We start from the raw sequence: 25,209 nt of genomic DNA on the forward strand, positions 1-25,209 counted from the left end.
TCCCCCCACAAAATACCAGCCCCATTGATGCCTCTTCCCAGTTCGGTATTTCCGGTCAAGTGGCATTAGACACTCCAGAGGAAAATACATCCAGTGGCTTATTTATAGTCAAAGGCCAATTCCTGCGCGATGAAAAGCTATCACTGGAGCAATGCGAAAAAATCACCAGTCTGGAGCAACTGAACCGCTACAAAGAGGATGTAAATCCACAAGGGCAGCGGCTGAATTCAGAATGGTATCAATAATAAAGTTGGTGAAATATGATGAGACACTATGAAAAAAATAAAATACAAAAGTCACTAGAGACACTACAGTCACAAACGCTTGTGCCCTTTGTGTCTTTTGTATCGCTTGTGTTGTTTTTTCCTGTTCAAGCTGAAATCAGCCTTTCTTCAATAGGCAATGAACAATTATCAATAAATGATGGAGAGTACGCCATTACCCAGGATTTAGGCGTGACAGCAGGCAACAACCTGTTTCACTCCTTCCACAGTTTCAATATAAACCAAGGAGAAACTGCGGCTTTTTCTGGTGCAGCACATATTGAAAATGTCATTTCCCGCGTTACTGGCGGTTCTCCATCCAATATCAACGGCATGATTAGAAATAGCATCCCCGGTGCGGATACTTACCTGATGAATCCTGCCGGGATAATGTTTGGCGAACATGCACAATTAGATGTACAGGGTGGATTTCATACCACCACAGCGGATTATTTGAAGTTTGAAGATGGAGAGCGATATTATGCCAATGCAGAGCAAGCAAGTTCATTTAGTTCTGCAAGCCCAGCGGCATTTGGTTTTTTGGACAATGCTCACGGCAAAATTTCGATGACAGGGCGGAGCGTGGTGAGCGAACAGTTATACAGTGGCTTGCGGGTTAATGTTGGCGAAAATTTGTCTTTAGTGGGGGGCGATATTGAAATTAGCCAAGGCGCATATAGTCATATTATGGATGCTGACGGGATGCCACGAACGCAGAAATGGGGCAGCTTGACTGCACCACAGGGCAGGATTAATTTAACCAGTATTCAAGGCACTGGCGAAAGTGATGCCGGGTATATCAAGGCGGGGCGTATCACCATCTCTGACCACAGTTTGTTAAATACCAGTGGCGCTGGTGGCGGCAGTGTTTCGATTCGCGCAGGTGAGTTAACCATGGATAGCAGCGATATTGAGGCAAGAACGCTGGGTGCAGAAGACGGCGGGATTGTTTCAATACAGGCTAACACTATCCGCTTGCAAGCGGGTGCAGTGATTAATGCTTCGACACAAGCGTCAGGCAGAGGTTCGGATATTGAGTTGAATGCAAGTAACGATATTCTTTTGCAGGGGGCAACGATTTCTGCGGATGCTTTAGATGTGGGTGCAGGAGGCAATATTAGCCTTGAAGCGGAAAACAATGTGCAATTTACGGGGGCAATGCCGTTAGAGTTTCCAACCTCCATGACATTAACTTCCGTCAATTCTATTTCGCTCACCACACAAAAAATGCCTGATGGAAATGCGGGGAAAATTGGGCAGTTAAGCATTAAAGCCGATGATATTACGGTTGCCGAAGATGCACGTATTTTCTCTGATAATTGGGGCACACATATAGGGGTAAATATTCAGCTTGAAGCACGTCATCGAGTGCTATTTCAAGGGGCAGAAAATTCAATGTTCACATTCGGTACACCCAGCTTGATTACGTTGACAACCAATTCTGCGTTAGACAATGCGGGAGATGGCGGCCATTTGCATATTACTGCACCCGAAATTGTGTTTGAAAAAGCAGGCGTTGATGCGTTTACATTTGGCACAGGCACTGGCGGGACTATCGCGCTAGAAGCGAATACCATTGAGCTAAACGCGGGGAGCTTTTTGAATACCTCGACTTATGGTCATGGTGATGGTGGTAATATCACAATACAGACAAGTGACACTCTAGCATTATCTGGCATCAATCCGATTGGGTTTCCAATCGCACAGCCCAGCAGTATTTACTCCAGTTCTCAAGCCAATTCTGCATTTCCATTCTTTAGAGGCTACACAGGTTCAGCAGGTCAAATTGAGATTAAAGCAGGTAATCTGGCTTTAAGCGACGGCGCACAAATACAGAGCAGCACTATAGCGGATGCTAAGACGCACAGTGGTCAGGCAGGTAATATTGACATTCAAGTGGCTGGAGACAGTCATTTTGATGGTGTGAACCCCTATGGTGAAACCGTGAATGGTTTTGGTACAGGGGTTTCGGCGCGGGTGCTGGGCGTAGGCAATAATACAGGCGCAGGTGGTGAGATTAAACTCGAAACAGGTTCGTTATGGTTATCTAATGGCGCACGTATTGAAAGCAGCACCAATAGTCAACAATCCGCAGGCACAATTAACATTATGGTGCATGAAGACACTTTAATTGAAGGTAATTCCAGCCAAATAGAACTACGTCCTTATCCGTATGCGCTTCTGCCAGTGCTTCAACCCAGCCCACAAGATAATTTTTTGCAACAATTCTCCCCAGGGCAGTATAACTATTCAGCCAGTGGACTCTATGCAGATTCAAACAGCCAAGCCATTCCCGCAGGTCATAGCGGAAACATTGATTTGCACACAGGATCGCTGACTTTACGCAATCAAGGGCAAATTTCCAGCAATAGCGCAGGCGGTGGCACAGCAGGGCATATCAACATTCAAGCCCAACAAATTAGCTTGGATGACAGCGCACAAATTTTCTCTAAAAGTGTGTTTATTAATCGCTATAAAGTGGCTACCCAAGCGGACAGAGATCAACAGTTTATATTGCGTGGTGAACTTATCGAAGTTGCAGACACAGGCGTAGGCAAGACAGCGCATTATATCAATACGGGTAATGCCATGAATTCAACTCAACAAGGCGTTTACCAAGTGGCAAGCCGTGCAGATTTAAATAACATACCCAATGAGTTTGTCATCAATGAAGGACGTATGGTGCGCGTTGATGATGTGGGTGATGGGTCGTCTGCCTTGTTTATGTATGACCTTTTGCGCACTAACTACGAGACACTGGGCTTAGTGATGGAAATTGCCAACTGGGTCAAAGTCGATGAAACACCCAGTCGCGTTCTAACCGCCTCAGATGAGCGAATTACAAAGCCAAACCCAGCCGACAGCGACGTTTACTTTACTGATGCGCAAACTACTTTTTCACCCGGTACGCGCATACGACTGATGGATGACAATGGCGGGTTTACTGATTATGTATCCACTCAAGTTGAAGCCGTAGACCAACAACTTAAGCATAGTTATTTATCACGGATTAACTACAATCGCGTTGCCTCGCTGGCAAACCTAGAACAAACTCTCAAAAATACCGACATTGCTGAAATCAATGGCGAACACTTCATCTACTATGAAGCATGGTTTATTTTAGACCCCAAAGCACAAGTGGCTGATTTGCCAGCGATGAGCGAATTGACTTTACCTTCAGTCGGTTCAGTCTTAACACTTGAAACCCCTAACAGCGATGGGCAAACGCAATTTATCAATGCAGGCAATAACTGGCTACCGATGAGACACACACAGCACGCGGCTGACCTTGCTCAACGTGATACCTTAATGCCACAAGCAGGAGACTTCGTTAAAGTGACCGATGCAGGCAATGGCCGGCAAATCAATTTTTTTTATGCTGATAATCAATGGCATGAACAAATCAAAAGTGGTGATGCGGGGCATATTTACATTCATGCCAATGACCTAACTTTACAGAATGGCAGCGCGGTTTCTACTGAAGCGATTAGTTCAGGCGGCGGACAAATAGATATTCAGGCGCAAGGATTGTTGCGCTCAGAGCATAGCCAAATCAGCAGCAGTGTCTGGGATGGCAGTGGCGATGGCGGCAATCTAAACATCAACAGCAGATTTCTTGTGCAAAACCATGCACCGATTATCGCCCGTGCGGTGGAAGGCAGCGGTGGCAATATTGCCATAGAAACCAAAGGTGTTTTTAAGTTCCCCCCACAAAATACCAGCCCCATTGATGCCTCTTCCCAGTTCGGTATTTCCGGTCAAGTGGCATTAGACACTCCAGAGGAAAATACATCCAGTGGCTTATTTATAGTCAAAGGCCAATTCCTGCGCGATGAAAAGCTATCACTGGAGCAATGCGAAAAAATCACCAGTCTGGAGCAACTGAACCGCTACAAAGAGGATGTAAATCCACAAGGGCAGCGGCTGAATTCAGAATGGTATCAATAATAAAGTTGGTGAAATATGATGAGACACTATGAAAAAAATAAAATACAAAAGTCACTAGAGACACTACAGTCACAAACGCTTGTGCCCTTTGTGTCTTTTGTATCGCTTGTGTTGTTTTTTCCTGTTCAAGCTGAAATCAGCCTTTCTTCAATAGGCAATGAACAATTATCAATAAATGATGGAGAGTACGCCATTACCCAGGATTTAGGCGTGACAGCAGGCAACAACCTGTTTCACTCCTTCCACAGTTTCAATATAAACCAAGGAGAAACTGCGGCTTTTTCTGGTGCAGCACATATTGAAAATGTCATTTCCCGCGTTACTGGCGGTTCTCCATCCAATATCAACGGCATGATTAGAAATAGCATCCCCGGTGCGGATACTTACCTGATGAATCCTGCCGGGATAATGTTTGGCGAACATGCACAATTAGACGTGCAAGGTGGATTTCATGCTACCACAGCAAATAATTTGACATTCACCGATGGTACAGAATTTCATGTCGATATAGCACAACCCAGTAAATTTAGTAGCACAACACCGCAAGCTTTTGGTTTTTTGGGTAATGCCACCATTAGTGCTAACAACACTAAACTAGCAGTGCCAGCAGGTGAAACTTTGGCATTGGCAGCAGGCAATATCCACATTCACGGCGATACAGCAATTGAAATGAATAACACCGTCACCGAACCAATTGACGCAACAAGCTGGCTTGCCGCATCTGGTGGAGAAATTCATTTACGCACTCCAGATGATGGTGTGATTGAATTAGAACGCAGCCTAATTGACAGCAGCGGTGCGGGGGGCGGTTTGCTTGATCTCAGTGGTGGGCGTTTAGATATGCGCGAAAGCTATCTCAATGCGACGCTATGGACGGCAGGGCGCGAGGGTTTGACATCTGGTGTCCGCATGGATTTCAAGGAATCAATTTTTATACGCAGTTTGGATTTTTTTCGTACAGTTTCCCTGAATAGTTATGGCGGTGATTATTTGGGTAGCCTGATAATCCAAACACCGTTTTTGCATATGGACGAATCCATCTTCGCCACTACGCAACTATCACATGGGGTGACAGCAAATTACGATATTCATGCTGACCATTTCTTATTAGAAAATGGTGCACAGTTAAGTATGAACGCATTTAAGACCGGCACTTACGGCAATGATTTACGTATCTATGCCGATACACTGGAATTGCGCGGACGTTTAAGAGGCGAGCGTATCACGCTGGGTATGGTATTACGCGAATATCCCAGCGGGATATCTACACCAGCATTTGGTGGTCAAGGCGGTAATCTGTATATCGAAGCGAAACATATCAACATGGATAATGGTGGTTATTTTGCCGTATCTTCACTTGGCAGTGGTGACGGCGGTAATCTGCGCGTAAGTGCTGATGATCTGCAAATGCGACATGGGTCTTATATGAGTTCCGTTGCACACGGTAGCGGTAAAGCAGGCACAATTGATGTACAGGTGAACAATAACTTACTGATGGAAAAGCGTTCTATCACACCCTTTTACGTACCTTTTGCGATGAACGATCCCGATCCGCCAGAAGCCTATAAAACAGGATACACGTCGATTATCAGTTTCGCTTACCCAGAAAGTCAAGGTGGTGGGCAAATCAAGATTAATGCAGGCACTTTGGACATGCATACCAATGCTTTTATCAAAGCCACCAGCTATGCAAACACAGCCCCAGAGCAACAGGGACACATCAACGTGACGGCAGATACAATTACGCTACGTGGTGGAGCGCAGATTAAAAATGATAATTTTCAGGAAACCGCACGTATTATGGTGGGGGCTGGTGATAGTGGTAATCTCGACATTACCGCAAAGCAAATTGATATTGCTGGCAGTAGTGACGTTCATGCCAATAGTGCATTTTCCACCGACAGTTATGGTGTTGGCAAAGGCGGCAACATCAATGTCACCGCTGAGGAGATCGTGTTGCACGATGGCGGCGCAATTATCTCCCGCAATATTGGTGATGGCGATGCTGGACGTATCAATATCAGCAGCAACAATATTAAGTTAAACAATGGCGGCAAAATTTCTTCCGAAGCCTTAAACGCTGGCGGTGGACAAATTAAGATTCAAGCGGATGGAATACTACATGCTGAACACAGCCAAATTACCACCAGCGTACAGAAAGGTACGGGCAACGGTGGTAATTTGAATATAGACGCAGCATTTCTAGTCCAGGATCAAGCACCGATTATCGCCCGTGCGGTGGAAGGCAGCGGTGGCAATATTGCCATAGAAACCAAAGGTGTTTTTAAGTTCCCCCCACAAAATACCAGCCCCATTGATGCCTCTTCCCAGTTCGGTATTTCCGGTCAAGTGGCATTAGACACTCCAGAGGAAAATACATCCAGTGGCTTATTTATAGTCAAAGGCCAATTCCTGCGTGATGAAAAACTATCACTGGAGCAATGCGAAAAAATCACCAGTCTGGAGCAACTGAACCGCTACAAAGAGGATGTAAATCCACAAGGGCAGCGGCTGAATTCAGAATGGTATCAATAAGCATCTTTAGAAACTCCCTAATGTTTCAAAATAATTAAAACCACAGGGGCGGGGTTACAAACCCCGCCCCACAAGGAAACCCAGATAGTTAAAATTACAATCTGGAAATGGAATTATGCTTCACACTGATGGCATAACTAAAGCCCAGAATATTGATTTTACATTGCCAGAAATGCAAAAATAGATATTGTTTTACCTGCCCTGGTGCATGGGAACGAAATATACTTTTAGAAAAATTTAAATTGATTCTAATTTTTTAGGACATAACATGACTTCAAATCAAAACCCCGAACAAATAGCCCGCGATAAAATTGATAAGATGCTGATTGCAGCCGAATGGATGGTTCAACATAAAAAAGATATTGATTTAAGTGCCAATAAAGGTGTGGCAGTTAGAGAATACCAAACAAGTGTTGGGCCTGCTGATTATGTCCTTTTTGTTGATAAAAAACCCGTTGGCATCATTGAAGCAAAAAAAGCAGATGATGGCTATAAGTTAAATGTTGTTGAAGAACAATCAACTAAATACGCTAATGCAAAATTAAAATACCTTGATAACGCGCCCCTACCTTTTGTTTATGAAAGCACTGGCACGATAACTAATTTTACCGATTACAGAGATAATAAGGCGAGGTCTCGTACTGTTTTCAGTTTTCACAAACCAACAACCTTTGCTAACTGGTTAAAAAATCCCAAAAGTTTAAGAAAACGCTTTTTAGATATTCCCCATCTGGACAAAACTGATTTAAGACCTGCTCAGATAGTTGCTATCGAAAACCTGGAAAAGTCCTTCAAAAATAACCGCCCCCGTGCCTTAATCCAAATGGCTACAGGTGCAGGCAAAACCTTCACCGCAGCTACTTTTATTTATCGCTTATTAAAATATGCTGGTGCAAAACGGGTTTTATTTTTGGTCGATACTAAAAACCTCGGTGAACAAGCTGAACAAGCGTTTATGACCTATCAGCCTACTGATGATAATCGTAAATTTACTGAATTGTATAATGTGCAAAGGCTTGCTTCCAGTTATATATCTTCCGATAGTCAGGTTTGTGTTTCCACCATTCAACGGCTTTACTCCATATTAAAAGGCAAGGATTTAGACGAAGACGCTGAAAATGAAAATCCTGAAGAAAATACCTGGATACAACAGCAAGCAAATAAAGGAGCAATTCCAGTAGAATATAATGCCAAAGTGCCTGTTGAGCAGTTTGATTTTATTGTGATTGATGAATGCCATCGTTCTATTTACAATCTGTGGAAACAGGTTCTGGATTATTTTGATGCCTTTTTGATTGGTTTAACGGCTACTCCACATAAGCATACTTTTGGTTTTTTTGATGAAAATGTGGTGGGTCAATATACTTATGAAGAATCGGTAACTGATGGGGTTAATGTGCCTTATGATGTATACACTATTGAAACGCAGATTTCACAACAAGGGGACACTGTTAAAGCGGGTTGGCATGTAGATAGACGGGATAAACTGACTCGTGCAACATGTTGGCAACAGGAAGATGAAGATACTAAATACACTAAAAATGATTTAGATAAAAAGGTAGTTAATCTCAGTCAGATTCGGAATATTATTCAGGAATATAAACGCGCCTTAAAAACTGAAATTTTCCCTCAACGAGTTGATGAAAATGGTGAATATGAAGTGCCTAAAACTTTAGTATTTGCCAAAACTGATAGTCATGCTGATGATATTATTAAAATTATTCGTAAAGAATTTGCTGATGGCAATGAATTTTGTAAAAAGCTGACTTATAAAATTGATGAAGACCCCAAATCGGTGTTAAATCGTTTTCGGAACACTTATTATCCTCGGATTGTGGTGACAGTTGATATGATTGCTACGGGAACGGATGTTAAGCCTTTAGAAGTTTTGCTGTTTATGCGCGATGTGAAAAGTATCAATTATTTTGAGCAAATGAAAGGTCGTGGTACGCGGACTATTTCTAAGGACTCTTTGCAACTTGTGACTAAAACTGCACGGAGTAAAACCCATTTTGTGATAGTTGATGCAGTTGGGGCGATTAAATCGAAAAAAACTGATAGTCGTCCTTTAGAGCGTAAGCGTTCAGTACCGTTAAAGGATTTGCTGGGTGCGGTTACAGTGGGTGTTGAAGATGAGGATTTGTTTTTATCGCTGGCTAATCGGTTAATTAGATTAGACAAGCAAATGACAGAACAAGAAAAAGATAATTTATTAACTAAAACTGGCGGTAAAAATCTCAAACAAATGACTAAACAATTACTTTCTGCCTTTGATCCAGATGAAATAGATAAAAAAGCGGAAGAAATCTTAAAAGTCATTCCCAGCGATGAAAAAACACCTGAGAAAATTACACAGGCAAAAGATGAGGCTAAAAAGCAGTTAATTTCAGAGGCAGCCAGTTGTTTTAATGGCAAGGCTAATGATTATTTAGAGAATGTACGCAAGGAATATGAGCAGATTATTGATAGTATTAATATTGATGAAGTGCTTAAATCAGAATGGGATAAAACTTCCTTGGATAAAGCTAATGCGATGGTGAAAGATTTTAGCGAATACTTGCAAGCTAATAAGGATGAAATTAAAGCTTTAAGTATTTTTTATAATCAGCCGAATAAGCGCAGAAATATTACTTTCAAAATGATAAAAGAGGTTTTTGAAAAAATAAAACTTGAACGACCTTTGTTAGCCCCTCATAATGTGTGGTCGGCTTATATTGCTATTGATGATGTACAAACCGAAGCTCCAAAGGATGAGTTGACGGCTTTGGTTTCTCTGATTCGGCTAGTTTGTGGTATTGATAACGAGTTAAAACCTTATGATAAAGTCATTAATAAGAATTTTAAGAACTGGATATTTAGACAGCATTCTGGGGATCATAATCGCTTTACCGCTGAACAGTTGGATTGGTTAAGATTAATCAAAGATCATGTGGTGAGTAGTTATCATATTGAGGTGGATGATTTGGATTATACGCCTTTTGATGCCCAAGGTGGACGGGGTAAAATGTATCAGTTGTTTGGTAATGATATGAATGAAATTATTGATGAATTAAATGAGGTGTTGGCGGCGTGATTAAGGATGATTGGGTGGAATGTGAATTGGGGAAAATATGTAAAATTAATATGGGACAATCCCCTCCTTCTTCAACATATAATAATGATAATTTAGGTTTACCATTTTTCCAAGGAAAAGCAGAATTTACAGACTTATATCCTATAGTTAAAAAATGGTGTAGTGAACCGAAAAAAACTGCTGAAAAAGATGATATATTGTTATCAGTTCGAGCACCAGTTGGAGCAACTAATATTGCAAATCAAAAATGTGCAATTGGTAGGGGTCTAGCTGCAATAACTTATAAATATGCGTCTAAATTTATTTGGTATTATTTAAAATCAATTGAACAATACTTAGATAAACAAGGAACAGGTACTACATTTAGAGCAATTTCAGGGACAGTATTAAAATCACAAAAAATTCTAATTCCATCCCTCCCAGAACAACGAGCCATTGTTGCCAAAATAGAAACCTTATTCAGTGATTTAGACAAGGGAATTGCTGACCTCAAAACTGCTCAAGAACAATTAAAAATCTATCGGCAAGCAGTGCTTAAAAAAGCCTTTGAGGGTGAGTTGACTAAAAAATGGCGGGAAAAACAAACCGATTTACCAACTGCTGATGAGCTTTTGGAGCAAATAAAAAAAGAACGGGAAGACCATTATAATAAGCAAATAGAAGAATGGAAAAAAACGGTTAAGAAATGGGAAGAAAATGGGAAAGAGGGGAAGAAGCCTGGGAAGCCTAAGAAATTGAATGAAGTTGAAAATATTGTATATAAATATAAAACAGATATACCTAGCTGTAATTGGACAATAATAAATTTCTTAGATTTTGTTACTCTACAAAGAGGGTATGATTTACCACTCAAAAATATTATTGAAGGCGAACATCCTGTTATTACTTCAGGAGGAATTGCTGGATACCATAACGAATACAGAGCAAATGGACCCGCTCTAATTACTGGAAGAAGTGGTGGTGTTGGTAATATACATTTTTTGGATGTTGAATATTATTGGCCGCATAATACTGTTTTACACGTAAAAGATTTTAAAGGTAATTATCCAAAATATATATATCTATTTTTCTTAATATTTGATTTTAAATCTCATAGTGCAAGTACAGCAGTTCCTACTTTAGATAGAAAAATGTTGTATAAGCTTCCAGTAAAAATTCCTGGAATTAAAGAACAACATCAAATAGTTCAAGAAATCGAAGCTCGCCTATCCGTATGCGATAAACTCGAACAAACCATCACCGAAAGCCTTGAAAAATCAAATTCCCTGCGTCAAAGCATCCTAAAAAAAGCCTTTGCAGGAAAATTACTTAACAAAGCTGAATTAGAAAAATGTAAACAGGATAAAAATTATGAACCCGCCTCCGAACTACTCAAAAAAATAAAAGCAGAAAAAACAAAACAATAAACTCGCGGATCGGGGTTTGTAACCCCGACCCTGACGTTTTGATTATCTAAAATCCTGCCTGGATTTTAATTATTTTTAAACGTTAGGGAGCAGGTTGCAAACCTGCACCCGCTAGATTCCCAACAAGACGTTGGGAACGAGAGAAACCTGACAGGTCTTGAAGACCTGTCAGGTTTGCCCCGTATTTAGCCAAGCAGAGCGATAACTCGCGGATCGGGGTTTGTAACCCCGACCCTGACGTTTTGATTATCTAAAATCCTGCCTGGATTTTAATTATTTTGAAACGTTAGGGTACAGGTTGCAAACCTGCACCCGCTAGATCCCTAACAAGACGTTGGGAACAAGAGAAACCTGACAGGTCTTGAAGACCTGTCAGGTTTGCCCCGTATTTAGCCAAGCAGAGCGATAAGCATTCCCAACGAGACGTTGGGGACGAGAGAACGAGATAAAAAAATGAATGACTCAACAATTGTATCAAAAATCTGGAATTTAGCTCATGTCCTGCGTGATGATGGTGTCGGTTATGGCGATTACCTTGAACAAATCACCTATTTGCTATTTTTAAAAATGGCAGATGAATTCAATAAACCACCCTATAACAAAGCTTTGAAATTCCCTCAAATCAAAGATGTAGAAGGCAAACAAATTGAAGATGGCGAAATTTGCAACTGGGAAAACTTAGCCAGCAAAACCGGGGCAGAACTGGAATCATTTTACATCCAATTACTACGCAGCCTCTCCACTGAAAAAGGCATGTTAGGACAAATCTTCACTAAAAGCCAAAACAAAATCCAAGACCCCTCCAAGCTATTAAGAGTCATCAATCTCATCAATAACGAACAATGGACAATGATGGGCACGGATGTTAAAGGCAAAGTTTATGAAGGACTTTTAGAAAAAAATGCCGAAGATACCAAAAGCGGTGCAGGTCAATATTTTACTCCCCGTGCCTTAATCAAAACGATGGTGGCTTGTGTTCAGCCCAAACCAATGAAAAAAATTGCCGACCCTGCCTGTGGTACGGGTGGTTTCTTTTTGGCTGCCTATGATTATATTATAGAAAACAATAGCTTAGACCGCGAAGAAAAAGAATTTCTTAAAAATTCCACTTTTCATGGCAATGAAATTGTAGCCAATACGCGGCGAATGTGCCTGATGAATATGTATTTGCATAATATTGGCGAAATTGACGGAGAAAGCTTTTTATCCCCCAATGATGCCTTAATTTCAGATGATAATGCACGTTATGATTATGTACTCGCCAATCCGCCCTTTGGCAAAAAAAGCAGTATGACCATCACCAATGAAGCAGGTGAAATCGAAAAAGAAAATTTAAGCTATAACCGTCAGGATTTTTGGGAAACCACTTCTAATAAACAGCTCAACTTTTTACAACACATCAAAACCCAATTAAAAATTACTGGTGAAGCTGCGGTAGTATTACCCGATAACGTATTATTTGAAGGCGGTGCCGGGGAAGAAATACGCAAACAATTAATGCAAACCACTGAACTGCACACTATTTTAAGACTTCCCACCGGCGTTTTTTATGCCCAGGGCGTAAAAGCAAATGTGCTATTTTTCGATAATAAACCAGCCAGTAAGACAGCACATACCAAGAAAGTTTGGATATACGACTACAGAACCAACATTCATCACACCCTCAAGAAAACCCCGATGACAACAGCGGATTTAGCTGAATTTGTTAAATGCTACAACCCCCAAAACCGAAACAAAAGAAAACCAAGCTGGACCGAAAAAAAACCTGAAGGCAGATGGCGTGAATTCAGCTATGAAGAAATATTGGCCAGAGATAAAACCAATTTAGATATATTCTGGCTCAAAGACAAAAGCCTAACCGACTTAGATAATCTACCTGATCCTGATGTGTTAGCCGGAGAAATTATCGAAAATTTGGAATCAGGTCTAAATAGTTTTAAAGAAATAATAGTAACTTTGAACGAGGTTGAAAACTAAACAACCCCCCGCTAAAAGATGGGTTAGAGCGTTTGGCGGCTGAAAGCCGAGATACAGGGCGGACAAGCCCTGTTGTTTAGCCCCAACGGGGTGCATTAAAATACCCCTTTGGGGTGTTAGTGCTAAAACCCATATTCTAAGTTTTACCGTTAAACATCAGAGATAAATCTGTTCACCTGAAAGGCAAAGGTTTTAACCTTGTGCATGGAAAATAAAAGACTGCCAGCCCTGCATTTTCACCATTCCAGTCCCGGTCTCCAATATCGGCAGACTCAGGTGGACATGGTACGGGGATAAGAACCTAAGTGTTTCAATAGCAGGCTGTGTTGTTCCAGTTCTTCCAGCACGTTGCGCATACCGGAATTATCAATATGACCTTCCAGATCGATAAAAAATACATATTGCCACATGCCCTGCCTGGAGGGGCGAGACTCAATGCGGCTCATGCTGAAACCTTGCGTGGTAATAGGAGCCAGTAAGCGATGCAAAGCACCTGGCGTATCCGGGCAGGACACCAGCAGGGAGGTTTTGTCGTGATCGGTGGGTGGTGGGCTGTTACGGCCTAAAATCGCAAAACGGGTGGTGTTGTCCATTTCATCTTCAATATGTTCTGCCAATAAATTCAGTTCATATTGCTCTGCCGCAAGCTTACCGGCAATGGCTACCGCATCACTTTCGCTGGCTGCCAAGCGTGCAGCTTCTGCGTTACTGCTCACTGTCACCCGATCTATACCGGGCAGGTGCGTATCCAGCCATAAACGGCATTGCCCCAGCGACTGGGGGTGGGAGTAAATCCGCTGCGCAGTTTTTTTCACTTGTTCTAAAGAACCCGTTTGCGCCATCAGGCATTGATGGATATGCAGTTCCACTTCGCCACAGATTTTCAGGGCGCTTTTCATGAACATATCCAGGGTTTGATTCACCCCGCCTTCCGTGGAGTTTTCAATTGGCACCACGCCATAATCCACCACCCCGGATGCCACTTCCCGAAACACTTCTTCAATGGTTTGGGTGGCCTGACCTTTTACCGCATGACCAAAGTGTTTTAATACCGCTGCTTCCGAAAATGTACCGCGTGGGCCGAGATAAGCCACTTCCAGCGGTTTTTGCAGGGCCAGACAAGCGGACATGATTTCCCGGAATAAATGGGTCATAAACGCATCCGGTAAGGGGCCCTGGTTGCGTTTTTTAACATTATTCAGCACCTGCGCTTCACGCTCCGGGCGGTAAAACTCCGGGTTTTCCTCCGCTGCGTATTTAGCGCGTGCCACATCTTCGGCAAGTAAAGCGCGTTGCGTGACCAGAGTTTGAATCTGCTCATCTAATGTATCAATCTTGTTGCGTACGGTATTTAAATCTAATCGAGGCATGGCGGCAAAGTCCTGGTGAAAATGTAGCGGTCAATCTATATACTTAGGACATTGTAACATTGCCAAATCAGGTGTCACCGATGCGTTTTTATTTTTTATGTTTTTTTTTCCTGTATTTTCCACTACAAAGTGCCTTTGCCGCGCCCTTATCAATTTTTGTCAGTATTTTTCCGCAAAAATATTTTGTTGAACAAATCGGGCAGTCCCAGGTAAGGGTTTCGGTGATGGTGGGCGCTGGGCAAAGTCCGGCTACCTATGAACCCACGCCGCAGCAAATGGCCCAATTAAACCATGCCAGCCTGTATTTCCGTATTGGGGTACCGTTCGAGCGAGTCTGGATGCAGCGCCTGCAACAGAATGTACCGCAGTTGCCCGTTGTCGATTTACGTGAAGGCATCGACTTACATCCGCTGCCCAATCATCAGCATCAGGAGAAACATGGACATGACAAACCATCACGTTCCAGTTTGGATCCGCATATCTGGTTACATCCCTTAAATGCGATTATCATGGCAAAAACCATCCGTGATCAACTCAGCCATATTGATCCTGTCAATCAAAGCTTATACCAGCAGCGTTATCAGCATTTAGAAAAAAACTTATTACAATTACATGAGGTGCTGAAAAAACAATTAATGCCTTTTGCCAAACAGCGTTTTCTGGTGTTTCATCCTTCCTGGGGCTATTTTGCAAAAGCTTATGGCCTGGAACAGCTTGCCATTGAGCATGAAGGTAAGTCACCGGGTGCGCGTGCCTTAGTTCAGTTAATCACTCAGGCCAAACAAGAAGCCATTAAAGTCATTTTTGTACAACCGCAGTTCAGCCAGCAACAGGCGCAGCGTATCGCCGATGCGATTGCCGGACAGGTTATTGCCATTGATCCACTGGCTGAAAATTATCCTGAAAACCTGCGCAGGGCAGCGGATGCTTTTGTTGTTGCCTTATCACCCTAGTATATCAGCAACATTCTATTGTCGGGCTTCATACCAAAGACCTGACAGGTTTTTAAAACCTGTCAGGTCTGTACTTCCGTCAAAATGAGCTTGCTGATGTATTAGCCCAATAATAAGTTTTTGGATACTTACTTAATCATCTACGGGAGTCTGGCAAATGAGTCTGGAATTAAAACCTCTGATTGGCAAGCTCAACAGTACCTGCCGCCGCGCTTTTGAACTGGCAGCCGAGTTATGTGTTAGCAATCAGCATTACAGCGTTGAAATTGAACATTTACTGCTGAAACTGCTGGAGCGTCCCGATACTGATGTGGAACGCATTTTCAGTTATTATTCAGTGGATATGGTGCGCGTCAGCCGCGAACTGAGTCAAACCATAGCACGTTTTAAACGCGGCAACACCCGCACCCCCACCATGTCGCCTTATATACTGGCGCTGCTGAAAGAAGCCTGGTTGATTTCTTCCTTGCAATTTAATGAAGAGCAAGTGCGCTCCGGCTCCATGCTGCTGGCAATTATTGACCAGGATACGCTGCGTGGTACGCTGCTGGAATCCGCGCCATCGCTGATTAAAATCCCCCGTGAATCGCTGCGTGAAGATATACACGAACTGCTGAAAAACAGCCCGGAGCAAAAAGCCACTGCCGCCCACACTGCCAGCACTGCTGCGGGTAATAGTGCAGATACTACGGATACAGCCAGCACCAAAGTTGCCGCAGACACCCCGGCGCTGGATCAATTTACCATTGATTTAACCGATGAAGCGCGCCAGGGTAAAATTGATGAAATTGAAGGCCGCGATGGTGAAATCCGTCAGATTATCGACATACTCACCCGCCGCCGCCAGAATAATCCAATACTCACAGGTGATGCGGGTGTGGGTAAAACAGCGGTGGCGGAAGGTTTTGCCCTGCGCATTGCCCGTAGTGAAGTCCCGCCGACCTTAAAAAATGTCAGCCTGCGCACCCTGGACTTAGGCTTACTGCAAGCAGGCGCGGGGGTGAAAGGCGAATTTGAAAACCGGGTAAAATCAGTTATCAGCGAAGTTAAATCCTCACCGCAGCCAATTATTTTATTCATTGATGAAGCCCATACCATGATAGGCGCGGGGGCTGGTGTCGGACAGGGTGATGTGGCGAACCTGCTCAAACCGGCCCTGGCGCGTGGTGATTTGCGCACCATTGCCGCCACCACCTGGGCGGAATATAAAAAATATTTTGAAAAAGACCCCGCGCTGACCCGCCGTTTCCAGGTGGTCAAAGTGGGTGAACCTGATGAAGATGATGCCATTCGCATGTTGCGCAGCGTGGTTAAGCGTCTGGAAAATCATCACCAGGTGATGATTTTAGATGAAGCCATACGCGATGCCGTGCGCCTGTCGGCGCGTTATATTTCCGGGCGGCAACTGCCGGATAAAGCCGTCAGCGTGCTGGATACCGCCTGTGCGCGGGTGGCGATTGCCCAGAACAGTGAACCGCCAGTGCTGGAAGCCACCCGCCGCCGGATTGAGCGCAGCCGCGAAGAACGCCAACTGCTGCAACGTGAGCAGGCTACCGGCACGGCAGATCACAAAACCCGCCTGGAAGCGCTGGAAACCCGCATGGAGCCGCTGAAAACCCTGCAAGCGGACTTGCGCCAACGCTGGCAGGATGAACTGCAACTGATACAGAAAATCAGGGAGCAGGAACAAAAACTGGAAACCACGCTGGAAGAAAACCCCGATAACAGCGAGGCACAAGGCGATTTAATTGCATTAAAAACCGATCTCTCCACCCTGCAAGCTGGCGATCCCATGATTCCGCTATGCGTGGACGGGCGCATCATCGCCCAGGTAATTTCCGCCTGGACCGGCATTCCTGTGGGTAAGATGCTCACCGATGAAGTCGATACCATACTTAATATCAAACAACACATGGCACAGCGCATCATCGGGCAGAGTCATGCCCTGGACAGCATCAGCCGCCGCATCCAGACTTATCGTGCAGACCTGGACGACCCCGGCAAACCAGTCGGCGTGTTCATGCTGGCAGGCCCCAGCGGTGTGGGCAAAACCGAAACCGCCGTCACTCTGGCGGAACTCTTATACGGTGGTGAGCATAATATGATCACCATTAACATGTCCGAATACCAGGAAGCCTATACCGTCTCCTCGCTGAAAGGCGCACCGCCGGGTTATGTCGGGCATGGCAAGGGTGGCGTGTTAACCGAAGCGGTACGGCGCAACCCCTATTCCGTAGTGCTGCTGGATGAAGTCGAAAAAGCCCATCCCGATGTGCTGGAATTGTTTTATCAGGTATTTGACAAGGGCGTGATGGAAGACGGTGATGGCGTGGTGGTGGATTTTAAGAATACCTTAATTCTGCTTACCACCAACCTCGGCACGGAAAGCATGATGAGTCTGGCCCTGCATCATGATCCCGGTATTGACGTGTTGCAGGAAGCGGTAAGAAATGAATTATTAAGCCGTTTCAAACCCGCATTTCTTGGGCGCATGGTGTTAGTGCCTTATTACCCGCTGGGTGATGAAGAAATCCGCCAGATTGTGCGCCTTAAACTGGATAAGCTGGTACAGCGTTTTGCCGACAACCACAAGGCCCATCTACATTATGATGATGGTCTGGTGCATACCGTCACCAGCCGCTGCACCGAAGTGGACAGCGGCGCGCGCAACATCGACCACATCCTCACCCACACTTTGCTACCGGCCTTATCCGTAGAAATTTTAGAGCGCGGAGCGCAGGCACAACATTTTTCCAGCGTGCAATTGTCCTGTGATGAACAGGGGGAATTCAGCTATGCTTTTGACCCGGAAATGGATACGGAAGAAGACTGGGCCAACCCGGATATTGTCGATAGCGGCCCCGGCGACCGGCCTTTGGGGGATTTGGATAGTCTGCTGGATTGGTTGAAGTCCGGGGATGTTTGAGCTACAAAGTTTAGGAAAAGACTAATGAGTCTAGGAGGCCGTCCGAAAACACAAGACCTACTGCGGAAAAGCTGGATTTGGTCAGATTTCTCCCTTATTTTCGTTAAATATACCCAATATTCGCCTCAAATAACGAAAAAATCTGCCTCAAACCAGCTTTCCCTCGCTACGGCCTCTGTTCTCGGACAGCCTCCTAGGAGGCTGTCCATTCGCTATACCTAACGGATAAAATATCAATTATCATCAGTACAAATAAGAGTGCTGAAAATTTAATCCGTAGTTATGCATTAATCCATAACTTTTCACCGTTATCCTCACTCCTTAATGAATTTAGATATCATGACAACTGGTTGCATAATTTACTGATAGCCGCTTCCAGGAATGGCTACAGGTGTATCCCACACAAAGCGGTATAATCAGAATTTTGCTTTGCAAAATTTTAAGCCCATACCAAGCGCTCCAGCCCCAGCGCCACCACTGCACGGGTATGCAGGCGTAATTTTTCACCATAAACCCGTTCCAGGGTTTCCCGATAGCGCCCCAGTTGTTCACCGGCATCCGCCAGTTGTTTTTTTACCAAAGGTAAAGCGAGCAATTCTTCACGGCTTTGCTCCCGTACCTGTTCCCCGCTCAGGCCTAAATCCTTGAGGCTGATGTATTTGAATTCCAGCAAGTGGTCAAGCAGGGCGTATTGGCGCATGTCGGGCCGTACTATCAAGCTTAAATCGGCATAACCTTTATCGATTGCGGTTTCCGAATCCATAATATAAAAGGTATCGGCAAACAGGGTGACTAAAAAGGCGGTTTTTACCACCAGTTCATTGCTCCAGCGGTAATCGCGGTTATCAAACACCTTAAAATAGCGTTGCTCAATAAAATCACATAAGGGATCGAGATTGGCCGTGCCGTAAAACACCTCGGCGGCCTGTTCCATTTGTTCACGTTCTTTATACTCCGGCAACAAGGCGTCTTTCAGGCGTTCGACATATAAACGGCGGATAACCAGATTGGGGATTTGTAAGGTACTTTTGCCCAGCGCGGTTTTTTCTTCGCCTAGCGTTAATACCCCGAAATAATATAATAAAGAAGCCAGAAAACTATGGTCGCGGGGGATATGCAGCATGTCTTCCACGCCAAAGCGGTTTGCCAGTTCTGTGATAATAATGGGATTGTCGGGGTTGAGGGCATTGGTAATCACTTCCTGTCCGTGCGGCAGTCGCGCAATATATTGAATGCGGTTTCTATCCATTGCCAGGTTGTCATCTAAAATGGTGGGCGGGTATTTGCCATAATGTGAAAGATACTTAAGGAAGTAGAGCGCCAGCGTAGGATTATAGATTTTTTGCTGATTTTCATTACCAAAGCGATAGCCATTATAAAAGGTGCGCATCATCATCAAGGTTTCCTGCACCTTTTCTACTGAAAAGTCCCATTCCTGCCCAATTTTTTCTAACAGTGACTGAATTTCAGTTTCTCTAAAACCACATAAATCCTGATATTCGGCTAACAAACTGATATTTTCAGAAACATTATAACCACTGGTCATATCACTCATCACCACAGGGGATACGCCGGTGATAAATACGCGATCCAATCCCTGCCCGGTGGCGGCGGTTTTAATCGACTTAAACAGGGTTTTTAACAGTCCTTCACCATAAACCAGTTCGGTATAACGCTTTTTTCCCTGCGTCATAACTTCATTGGCAAAATTGTCATATTCGTCAATGAATAAATAAAGTTTGTGGGGTGTTTGCTGGCTGGCGGCAACTAAGTTATAAAAAGAAATCACCGCATCGTCATCCAGTGGAAAATCCGGTAATAAATCAGCATAGCGGTTTTTCATCACCCTGATACAGGCATTAATATAACGATGCAAGGCATCATGGATTTCCTGACTACTGCCATTGGGGTCAACGACGGAAAAATCCCAGTGCAAAATCAGATATTGATTATGTGATGGCGTGGGATTTTTGCCGATATGCAAATGCCCGAACAGCTTTTGAAAATCATCTTTATGCAGCACATCGTAATAGTTTTCCAGCATGGACAACAACAGGCTTTTACCAAAGCGGCGCGGACGCAGAAATAAGATCTGATCAGCAGCTTGTTCAAGGTGTGTTATAGCGTCTGTACGATCCGCATAAAAATAATTGTTTTCGATGAGTTTGTAAAAATTACTGATTGCATAAGGAAATTTCATGAAAACCTCAATAAAATCGCAAATAAAACGATTGCCGAAGCAGCATAACCCGATTACGCAGGGGTGGAAATCGGTTGAACTGTTTGTATTATAGTTTAAAGCGATTAATTTTCTCTTATGTCGGCAGTTTCTTAAGTAACTCGCAAGAAATAACACCCCCGTAGCGCACAGGATTTTTATCTGTTTTCAAGGCCAGCTTGGTTTTGGGAATTATAAAATTCTCGTTCCTAAAGTATTTAGGTTCGTATCCCTGTACCCTGTCCGCTTGAATCTGCTGGAGACCGGGACGCTGGTGATGGTGACTGTGCCAATGCCTGCTGCGCCCAGTAATGTCCGGCGGCAATCAGTTGATCGGCTTTATAAAATTCATGGCTGGCACACACATTTTCAGGAATTTCAATCAGGACATCCGGTGGATAAGCTGCCAGACGATAACGCGCAATCGCGCTTTGCATGGTGTCAAACATGCTCATCAATACGCTGGATAAGCTCAGATGCTGCGGTTCGGGTTCATCGGAGGCTTCCAGCCCCAGATTTTTTTGCACAACCCCCAGGAAGTTATCAATCCGCGCGCGATAGGCTGCGATAGAGTGTTCTTTGTGGGGTACAGGATTGGGGCCTAAGGGTTCGGAAACTGCGCGCCCTGATAAGCTCACGGCAATGGTTAAATCCGTCCAGTCATCGGTTGCCGGAGCAATCGGCAGCGGATTGAGCAGACCGCCATCAACCAGCATCTTTCCGCCGACAACTTGCGGCGTGAAAATACCCGGAATTGCGATTGAAGCGCGAATGGCTTCAAATAAATCGCCATGTCCCAGCCAGACTTCGCGCCGTGCAATGATGTCGGTTGCCACGGCAGTAAAAGGTATCGCTAAATCTTCAATCTGTTGCTCGCCGACCAGTTCACGCAGCTTATCCATAATCAGATCGCCTTTCATCATGCCGGAGCGTATGGTCAGGGAAATATCCAGAAAGCGCAGGACATCCCATTCCGTCAGTTCGGAAACCCATTCGGTATAGGCATCCAGTTGACCTGCTGCGTACAATCCACCCACCAGCGAACCCATTGAGCAACCTACGATAGCGCGAATATCATAACCACGCTGTTCCAGCTCACGGATAATACCAATATGGGTAAGCCCGCGCGCGCCCCCGCTGCCTAAAATCAAACTGACTGTTTTTTTCATGTGCCATATCTCCAGTTACAGATTCTATAGCACAATATTAACAGGGGAAGCTGAATATCCAAAATCTCTAATGATAAGCTGAAGCCGGATGAAAAGTTTATCGGACATCAGCTAAAATGATGCGATAAAATGGAAGCCTTACCAAGTAAGCTCAAGTAAGCTCAAGTAAACTGAACCCGACATAAGTTTTTTTAATAAAGAAAAAAACCGGATATTTAGATAATGCTTTCCTTTATTCACAGCCTTTCGCCCACCTTGCACCGGCATTATGAACTGGCTTATCGACATTGGCATGAAGATCCGGAAAATACGCTGGTGAAGTTGCGCGCCTGCGCGCAGGTGTTAGTGGATTTGATTTTTGAGCATTATCAAATGCAGGCGGCAGAATCTGAATATGACAATCCCAGTTTGTATGATCAGATTAATACGCTGGAATCTGCGCACTTAGCACCTTATCACATCCGCGAATCATTGAATTTTCTGCGGGTGGAAGGGAATAAGGGGGCGCATCCCGGTGGCAATGCTTTCCGTTCTATTACAATTACCCGTAAAACCGCCTTGCAAGCGTTGAAAACCGCTTATGAGATTACCTGCTGGTTGTATGAAACCCTGTATGCAGGGCAAGTACATGAGATTCCTGATTTTACCCCGCCGTCAGAATCTAACAGCGATAAGCTTTATGGCGATGCGCTGATGCGTAATGATGCGGATGCACAATATGCCGTGGGTATGATTTTTCGCCAGCGTGCTTTATATTTACAGCGTTTGCTGAATAAAAAACAGTATGAGCAACGCCGCCGCGCCCTGCAAAAGCTGGCTGAGTCAAACATGGCATTGGAAAATGCCGCAGAAATTGAGCAACTACAACAGATTCAGGAAGATTTGCTCTATTGGTTTCGTAAAGCTGTCGCACAGCAGCACCCTGGCGCACAGTTTCAGTTAGCGCAGTGGCACCTCAACCAGGAGGGTGATGCTGCCGCTATGAAACAGGCCAAACAACTGCTGGAACAAGCTGCTGCGCAGGGGGATAACGATGCGCTTTATACCCTGGGTTGTTTTTATCTGTACGGTGCGATGCATAAGCAGCAAACCCACCCACAGGATTATGGTCAGGCTTTTGAAGCTTTCATGCAGGCTGCCCAGCACGATCATTTGGGGGCGCTCAATCAACTGGTGCAAATGTATTATGAAGGCCTGGGCGTGGCTCAGGACTTGGATGAGGCATTTTATTATGCGCAAAAAGCTGCCCTGGCGGGTTTTCCTTCTGCACAATTTAAGCTGGCGCATTTATATCAGGCAGGCCTGGGCGTTGCAGAAAATCCACAAACCGCCTTTCACTGGTATAAAGAAGCCGCACAAGGCGGTTATCCCGATGCGCAACTGGTTTTATTTAAGTATTATTCCAATGGTATTGAAGTCAAAAAAGACTTGTATCAAGCGGTACAATGGCTGCAACGCGCAGTCACTCAGGAACATCCCGGTGCTTATTATTACCTGGGACTGGCTTATAAACGCGGCATTGGCGTGAAAGTAGACCCGGTAAAAGCCTTAAATCTATTTAAATGTTGTATTGAAGCCGATACCCGCAATTATTATGAAGGCGCGAAACTGGAATTTGCCGAGGGGGTGGAGCAACTGCGCAAACAGGCGATTAAAGCGGCGAAGGCAAAATCAGCCCCGCCATTTCATCGTAATGCGCTACAGTCATCCGTATCCAATGATAATTTGCAGGAAAAGCCAGGGCGTAATGATCCTTGTCCTTGTGGCAGTGGTAAGAAATATAAAAAGTGTTGTATGTAGTCACTGTTCAGTCTCCCCATAGGAGCGCCGACTTCCAGTCGGCACGGGCGGCTGAATGCCACCCGCCCCAGCGCTCCCAGGGAATGCGGAAAAGCTATAGCAACTTCTGAATTCGATTGAGGTTTTTAAAGGGTAATATTTTATGAAAATATGGGTGGATGCGGATGCGTGCCCGGTGGTTATTAAAGAAATTTTATTCCGGGCCGCAGAGCGTATTAAGCTGGAATTGATATTGGTGGCAAACCAGGCACTCTCAGTGCCGCCGTCAAAGTACATCAAGTCCGTACGGGTGGGCGCAGGTTTTGATGTGGCTGATAATGAAATTGTCAGGCGATTACATGCCGGAGACCTGGTGATTAGCAGTGATATTCCGCTGGCGGCAGATGCTATTGAAAAAGGCGCTTATGTGTTGTCACCACGCGGTGAACAATATTCAAAAGAGAATATCCGCGAGCGTTTGACGATGCGGGATTTTATGGATACTTTACGGGGTAGCGGTATCCAGACCGGCGGGCCGCCTGCGCTGAATCAAGCTGATCGCAAACGCTTTGCGGATCAATTAGATCGGCTGCTGAATAAATATGTAAACACGACATAAAGATTTTTTGTGCTGAGTTAGGTGCAAGTGTTTCTGCAAAGAGGCTTACATCACTTGCAGCTTGGACTATACTGCTATAAGAGCGTAGCAGATACGCTATGCTTTTAATACTCTTTATCAGAACCATAACAAAGAGGTAAAAAATCATGGCGGAATGGCGTAAAGTAGCAAAAGCATTTGCTTTAGAAAATGGACATATCAGTCAGAAAGAAGTTAATGTTCTGCGTGAGCAATTATTTGCAGATGGACATATTTCTAAAAGTGAGATGGATTTTCTTTATGAAATCAAACAGGAAGCAAAAAGCACGGTACAATTGCTGGACGACTTGATTGCTGATTGTGAGAAAGTGCTTAAATAAGCTGGCGTTTATAGTGCAGGATTTTTCATAGCACCTTCATGAAAAATCCTGCGTTTTTTATATCTGATTGATTATTCCGTTAAATAACTCAAACGCCTTAAAACCTGACTGACAATATCGTGGCGCATTTCTTCAATGAGTACCTGACGTTCACTATATTTGGCTAATACGGCCTGCTCATCAAAAGCAAAGGTACGTTGCAGGTGTATTGTTTCTGCGGGAATCCATAACTTACCATTGCTATCTTTTACTTGTAAGGCAACCCGATAATGCAATTCCACTTCCTGTAATTTGCCAGACAGGGCCGATACCGTAAAAGTCCGCTCTTCCTGGCTTTCCTGGCTTAGGGTGAGCAGCAGGCCAGCTTGATCCGGTGTCTGTGTCATGGCGACAGCGTGTTCTTGTAAACGCAGGCGGGTCATCGCTGCCAGTAAATCAGCATTCTGTGAAGCGACATAAATCGGTTGCAGAGTCTCAGGCAGCTTGACTTCACCGCGTAATTGAAAGCCACAAGCGGTCAGCAACAGTAATAATCCGCAGAGCAGCGTGTATTGAATAGTAAGGTATGATTTAAACATAAATTGCCTGTACAACAAGAAGTAAGAAATAGTGTA

Annotated in this window: 15 protein-coding genes; 11 read left to right on the forward strand and 4 right to left on the reverse strand. The window is 44.3% G+C overall.

Going from position 1 to position 25,209, the window contains the following annotated elements; translation table 11 throughout:
• The 6 genes from QUF61_RS12015 to QUF61_RS12040 form a co-directional block, all read left to right on the forward strand.
• The coding region (locus tag QUF61_RS12015; RefSeq protein WP_289681886.1) for a hypothetical protein at window positions 1-245 on the forward strand (245 nt) is incomplete at its 5' end.
• 15 nt (window positions 246-260) lie between these two features.
• Entirely contained in the window at window positions 261-4,211 is a 3,951-nt protein-coding gene (locus QUF61_RS12020) for a two-partner secretion domain-containing protein (RefSeq protein WP_289681888.1), read from the forward strand.
• 15 nt (window positions 4,212-4,226) lie between these two features.
• The gene (locus tag QUF61_RS12025) at window positions 4,227-6,746 is read left to right on the forward strand and encodes a two-partner secretion domain-containing protein (RefSeq protein WP_289681889.1); all 2,520 of its coding nucleotides are present in this window, start codon (window positions 4,227-4,229) and stop codon (window positions 6,744-6,746) included.
• Between the two features lie 268 nt (window positions 6,747-7,014).
• On the forward strand, window positions 7,015-9,819 hold the full coding sequence (locus QUF61_RS12030; protein ID WP_289681890.1) for a type I restriction endonuclease subunit R: 2,805 nt from the start codon (window positions 7,015-7,017) through the stop codon (window positions 9,817-9,819).
• On the forward strand, window positions 9,816-11,225 hold the full coding sequence (locus tag QUF61_RS12035; protein ID WP_289681891.1) for a restriction endonuclease subunit S: 1,410 nt from the start codon (window positions 9,816-9,818) through the stop codon (window positions 11,223-11,225). Before QUF61_RS12030 ends, QUF61_RS12035 begins: the two co-directional genes overlap by 4 nt.
• 453 nt (window positions 11,226-11,678) lie before the next feature.
• Window positions 11,679-13,202, forward strand: coding sequence for a class I SAM-dependent DNA methyltransferase (locus tag QUF61_RS12040; RefSeq protein WP_289681893.1), 1,524 nt, complete (start codon window positions 11,679-11,681; stop codon window positions 13,200-13,202).
• Window positions 13,203-13,474: 272 nt separating this feature from the next.
• Here QUF61_RS12040 and pheA read toward each other — a convergent pair whose 3' ends face one another.
• Complete coding sequence (gene pheA / locus QUF61_RS12045) at window positions 13,475-14,572, reverse strand: prephenate dehydratase (RefSeq protein ID WP_103919059.1); 1,098 nt, start codon at window positions 14,570-14,572, stop codon at window positions 13,475-13,477.
• An 80-nt stretch (window positions 14,573-14,652) separates the two neighbouring features.
• Here pheA and QUF61_RS12050 point away from each other — a divergent pair, with 80 nt between their 5' ends.
• Window positions 14,653-15,525 (forward strand): metal ABC transporter solute-binding protein, Zn/Mn family, encoded by an 873-nt coding sequence (locus tag QUF61_RS12050; protein WP_103919058.1) that lies wholly within the window; start codon window positions 14,653-14,655, stop codon window positions 15,523-15,525.
• Window positions 15,526-15,682: 157 nt separating this feature from the next.
• Window positions 15,683-18,451, forward strand: coding sequence for a type VI secretion system ATPase TssH (tssH, locus tag QUF61_RS12055; RefSeq protein WP_289681895.1), 2,769 nt, complete (start codon window positions 15,683-15,685; stop codon window positions 18,449-18,451).
• 439 nt (window positions 18,452-18,890) lie between these two features.
• Here tssH and QUF61_RS12060 read toward each other — a convergent pair whose 3' ends face one another.
• Together QUF61_RS12060 and QUF61_RS12065 are read right to left on the reverse strand one after the other, a co-directional pair.
• Entirely contained in the window at window positions 18,891-20,651 is a 1,761-nt protein-coding gene (locus QUF61_RS12060) for an AAA family ATPase (protein ID WP_289681896.1), read from the reverse strand.
• Between the two features lie 236 nt (window positions 20,652-20,887).
• On the reverse strand, window positions 20,888-21,838 hold the full coding sequence (locus QUF61_RS12065; protein ID WP_103919055.1) for a patatin-like phospholipase family protein: 951 nt from the start codon (window positions 21,836-21,838) through the stop codon (window positions 20,888-20,890).
• A 222-nt stretch (window positions 21,839-22,060) separates the two neighbouring features.
• On the opposite strand from QUF61_RS12065, the gene QUF61_RS12070 reads away from it, so the two are divergent.
• The 3 genes from QUF61_RS12070 (at window position 22,061) to QUF61_RS12080 (ending at window position 24,595) form a co-directional block, all read left to right on the forward strand.
• Window positions 22,061-23,638 (forward strand): SEC-C metal-binding domain-containing protein, encoded by a 1,578-nt coding sequence (locus tag QUF61_RS12070; RefSeq protein ID WP_289681898.1) that lies wholly within the window; start codon window positions 22,061-22,063, stop codon window positions 23,636-23,638.
• Between the two features lie 142 nt (window positions 23,639-23,780).
• Window positions 23,781-24,236 (forward strand): YaiI/YqxD family protein, encoded by a 456-nt coding sequence (locus QUF61_RS12075; protein WP_103919053.1) that lies wholly within the window; start codon window positions 23,781-23,783, stop codon window positions 24,234-24,236.
• Window positions 24,237-24,382: 146 nt separating this feature from the next.
• Complete coding sequence (locus QUF61_RS12080; RefSeq protein ID WP_103919052.1) at window positions 24,383-24,595, forward strand: hypothetical protein; 213 nt, start codon at window positions 24,383-24,385, stop codon at window positions 24,593-24,595.
• Window positions 24,596-24,666: 71 nt separating this feature from the next.
• On the opposite strand, the gene QUF61_RS12085 is transcribed toward QUF61_RS12080, so the two are convergent.
• The gene (locus QUF61_RS12085) at window positions 24,667-25,173 is read right to left on the reverse strand and encodes an LPS-assembly lipoprotein LptE (RefSeq protein WP_289681899.1); all 507 of its coding nucleotides are present in this window, start codon (window positions 25,171-25,173) and stop codon (window positions 24,667-24,669) included.
• Window positions 25,174-25,209 lie beyond the last annotated feature (36 nt).

This window comes from Candidatus Venteria ishoeyi (assembly GCF_030378065.1).
GTDB lineage: Bacteria > Pseudomonadota > Gammaproteobacteria > Beggiatoales > Beggiatoaceae > Venteria > Venteria ishoeyi.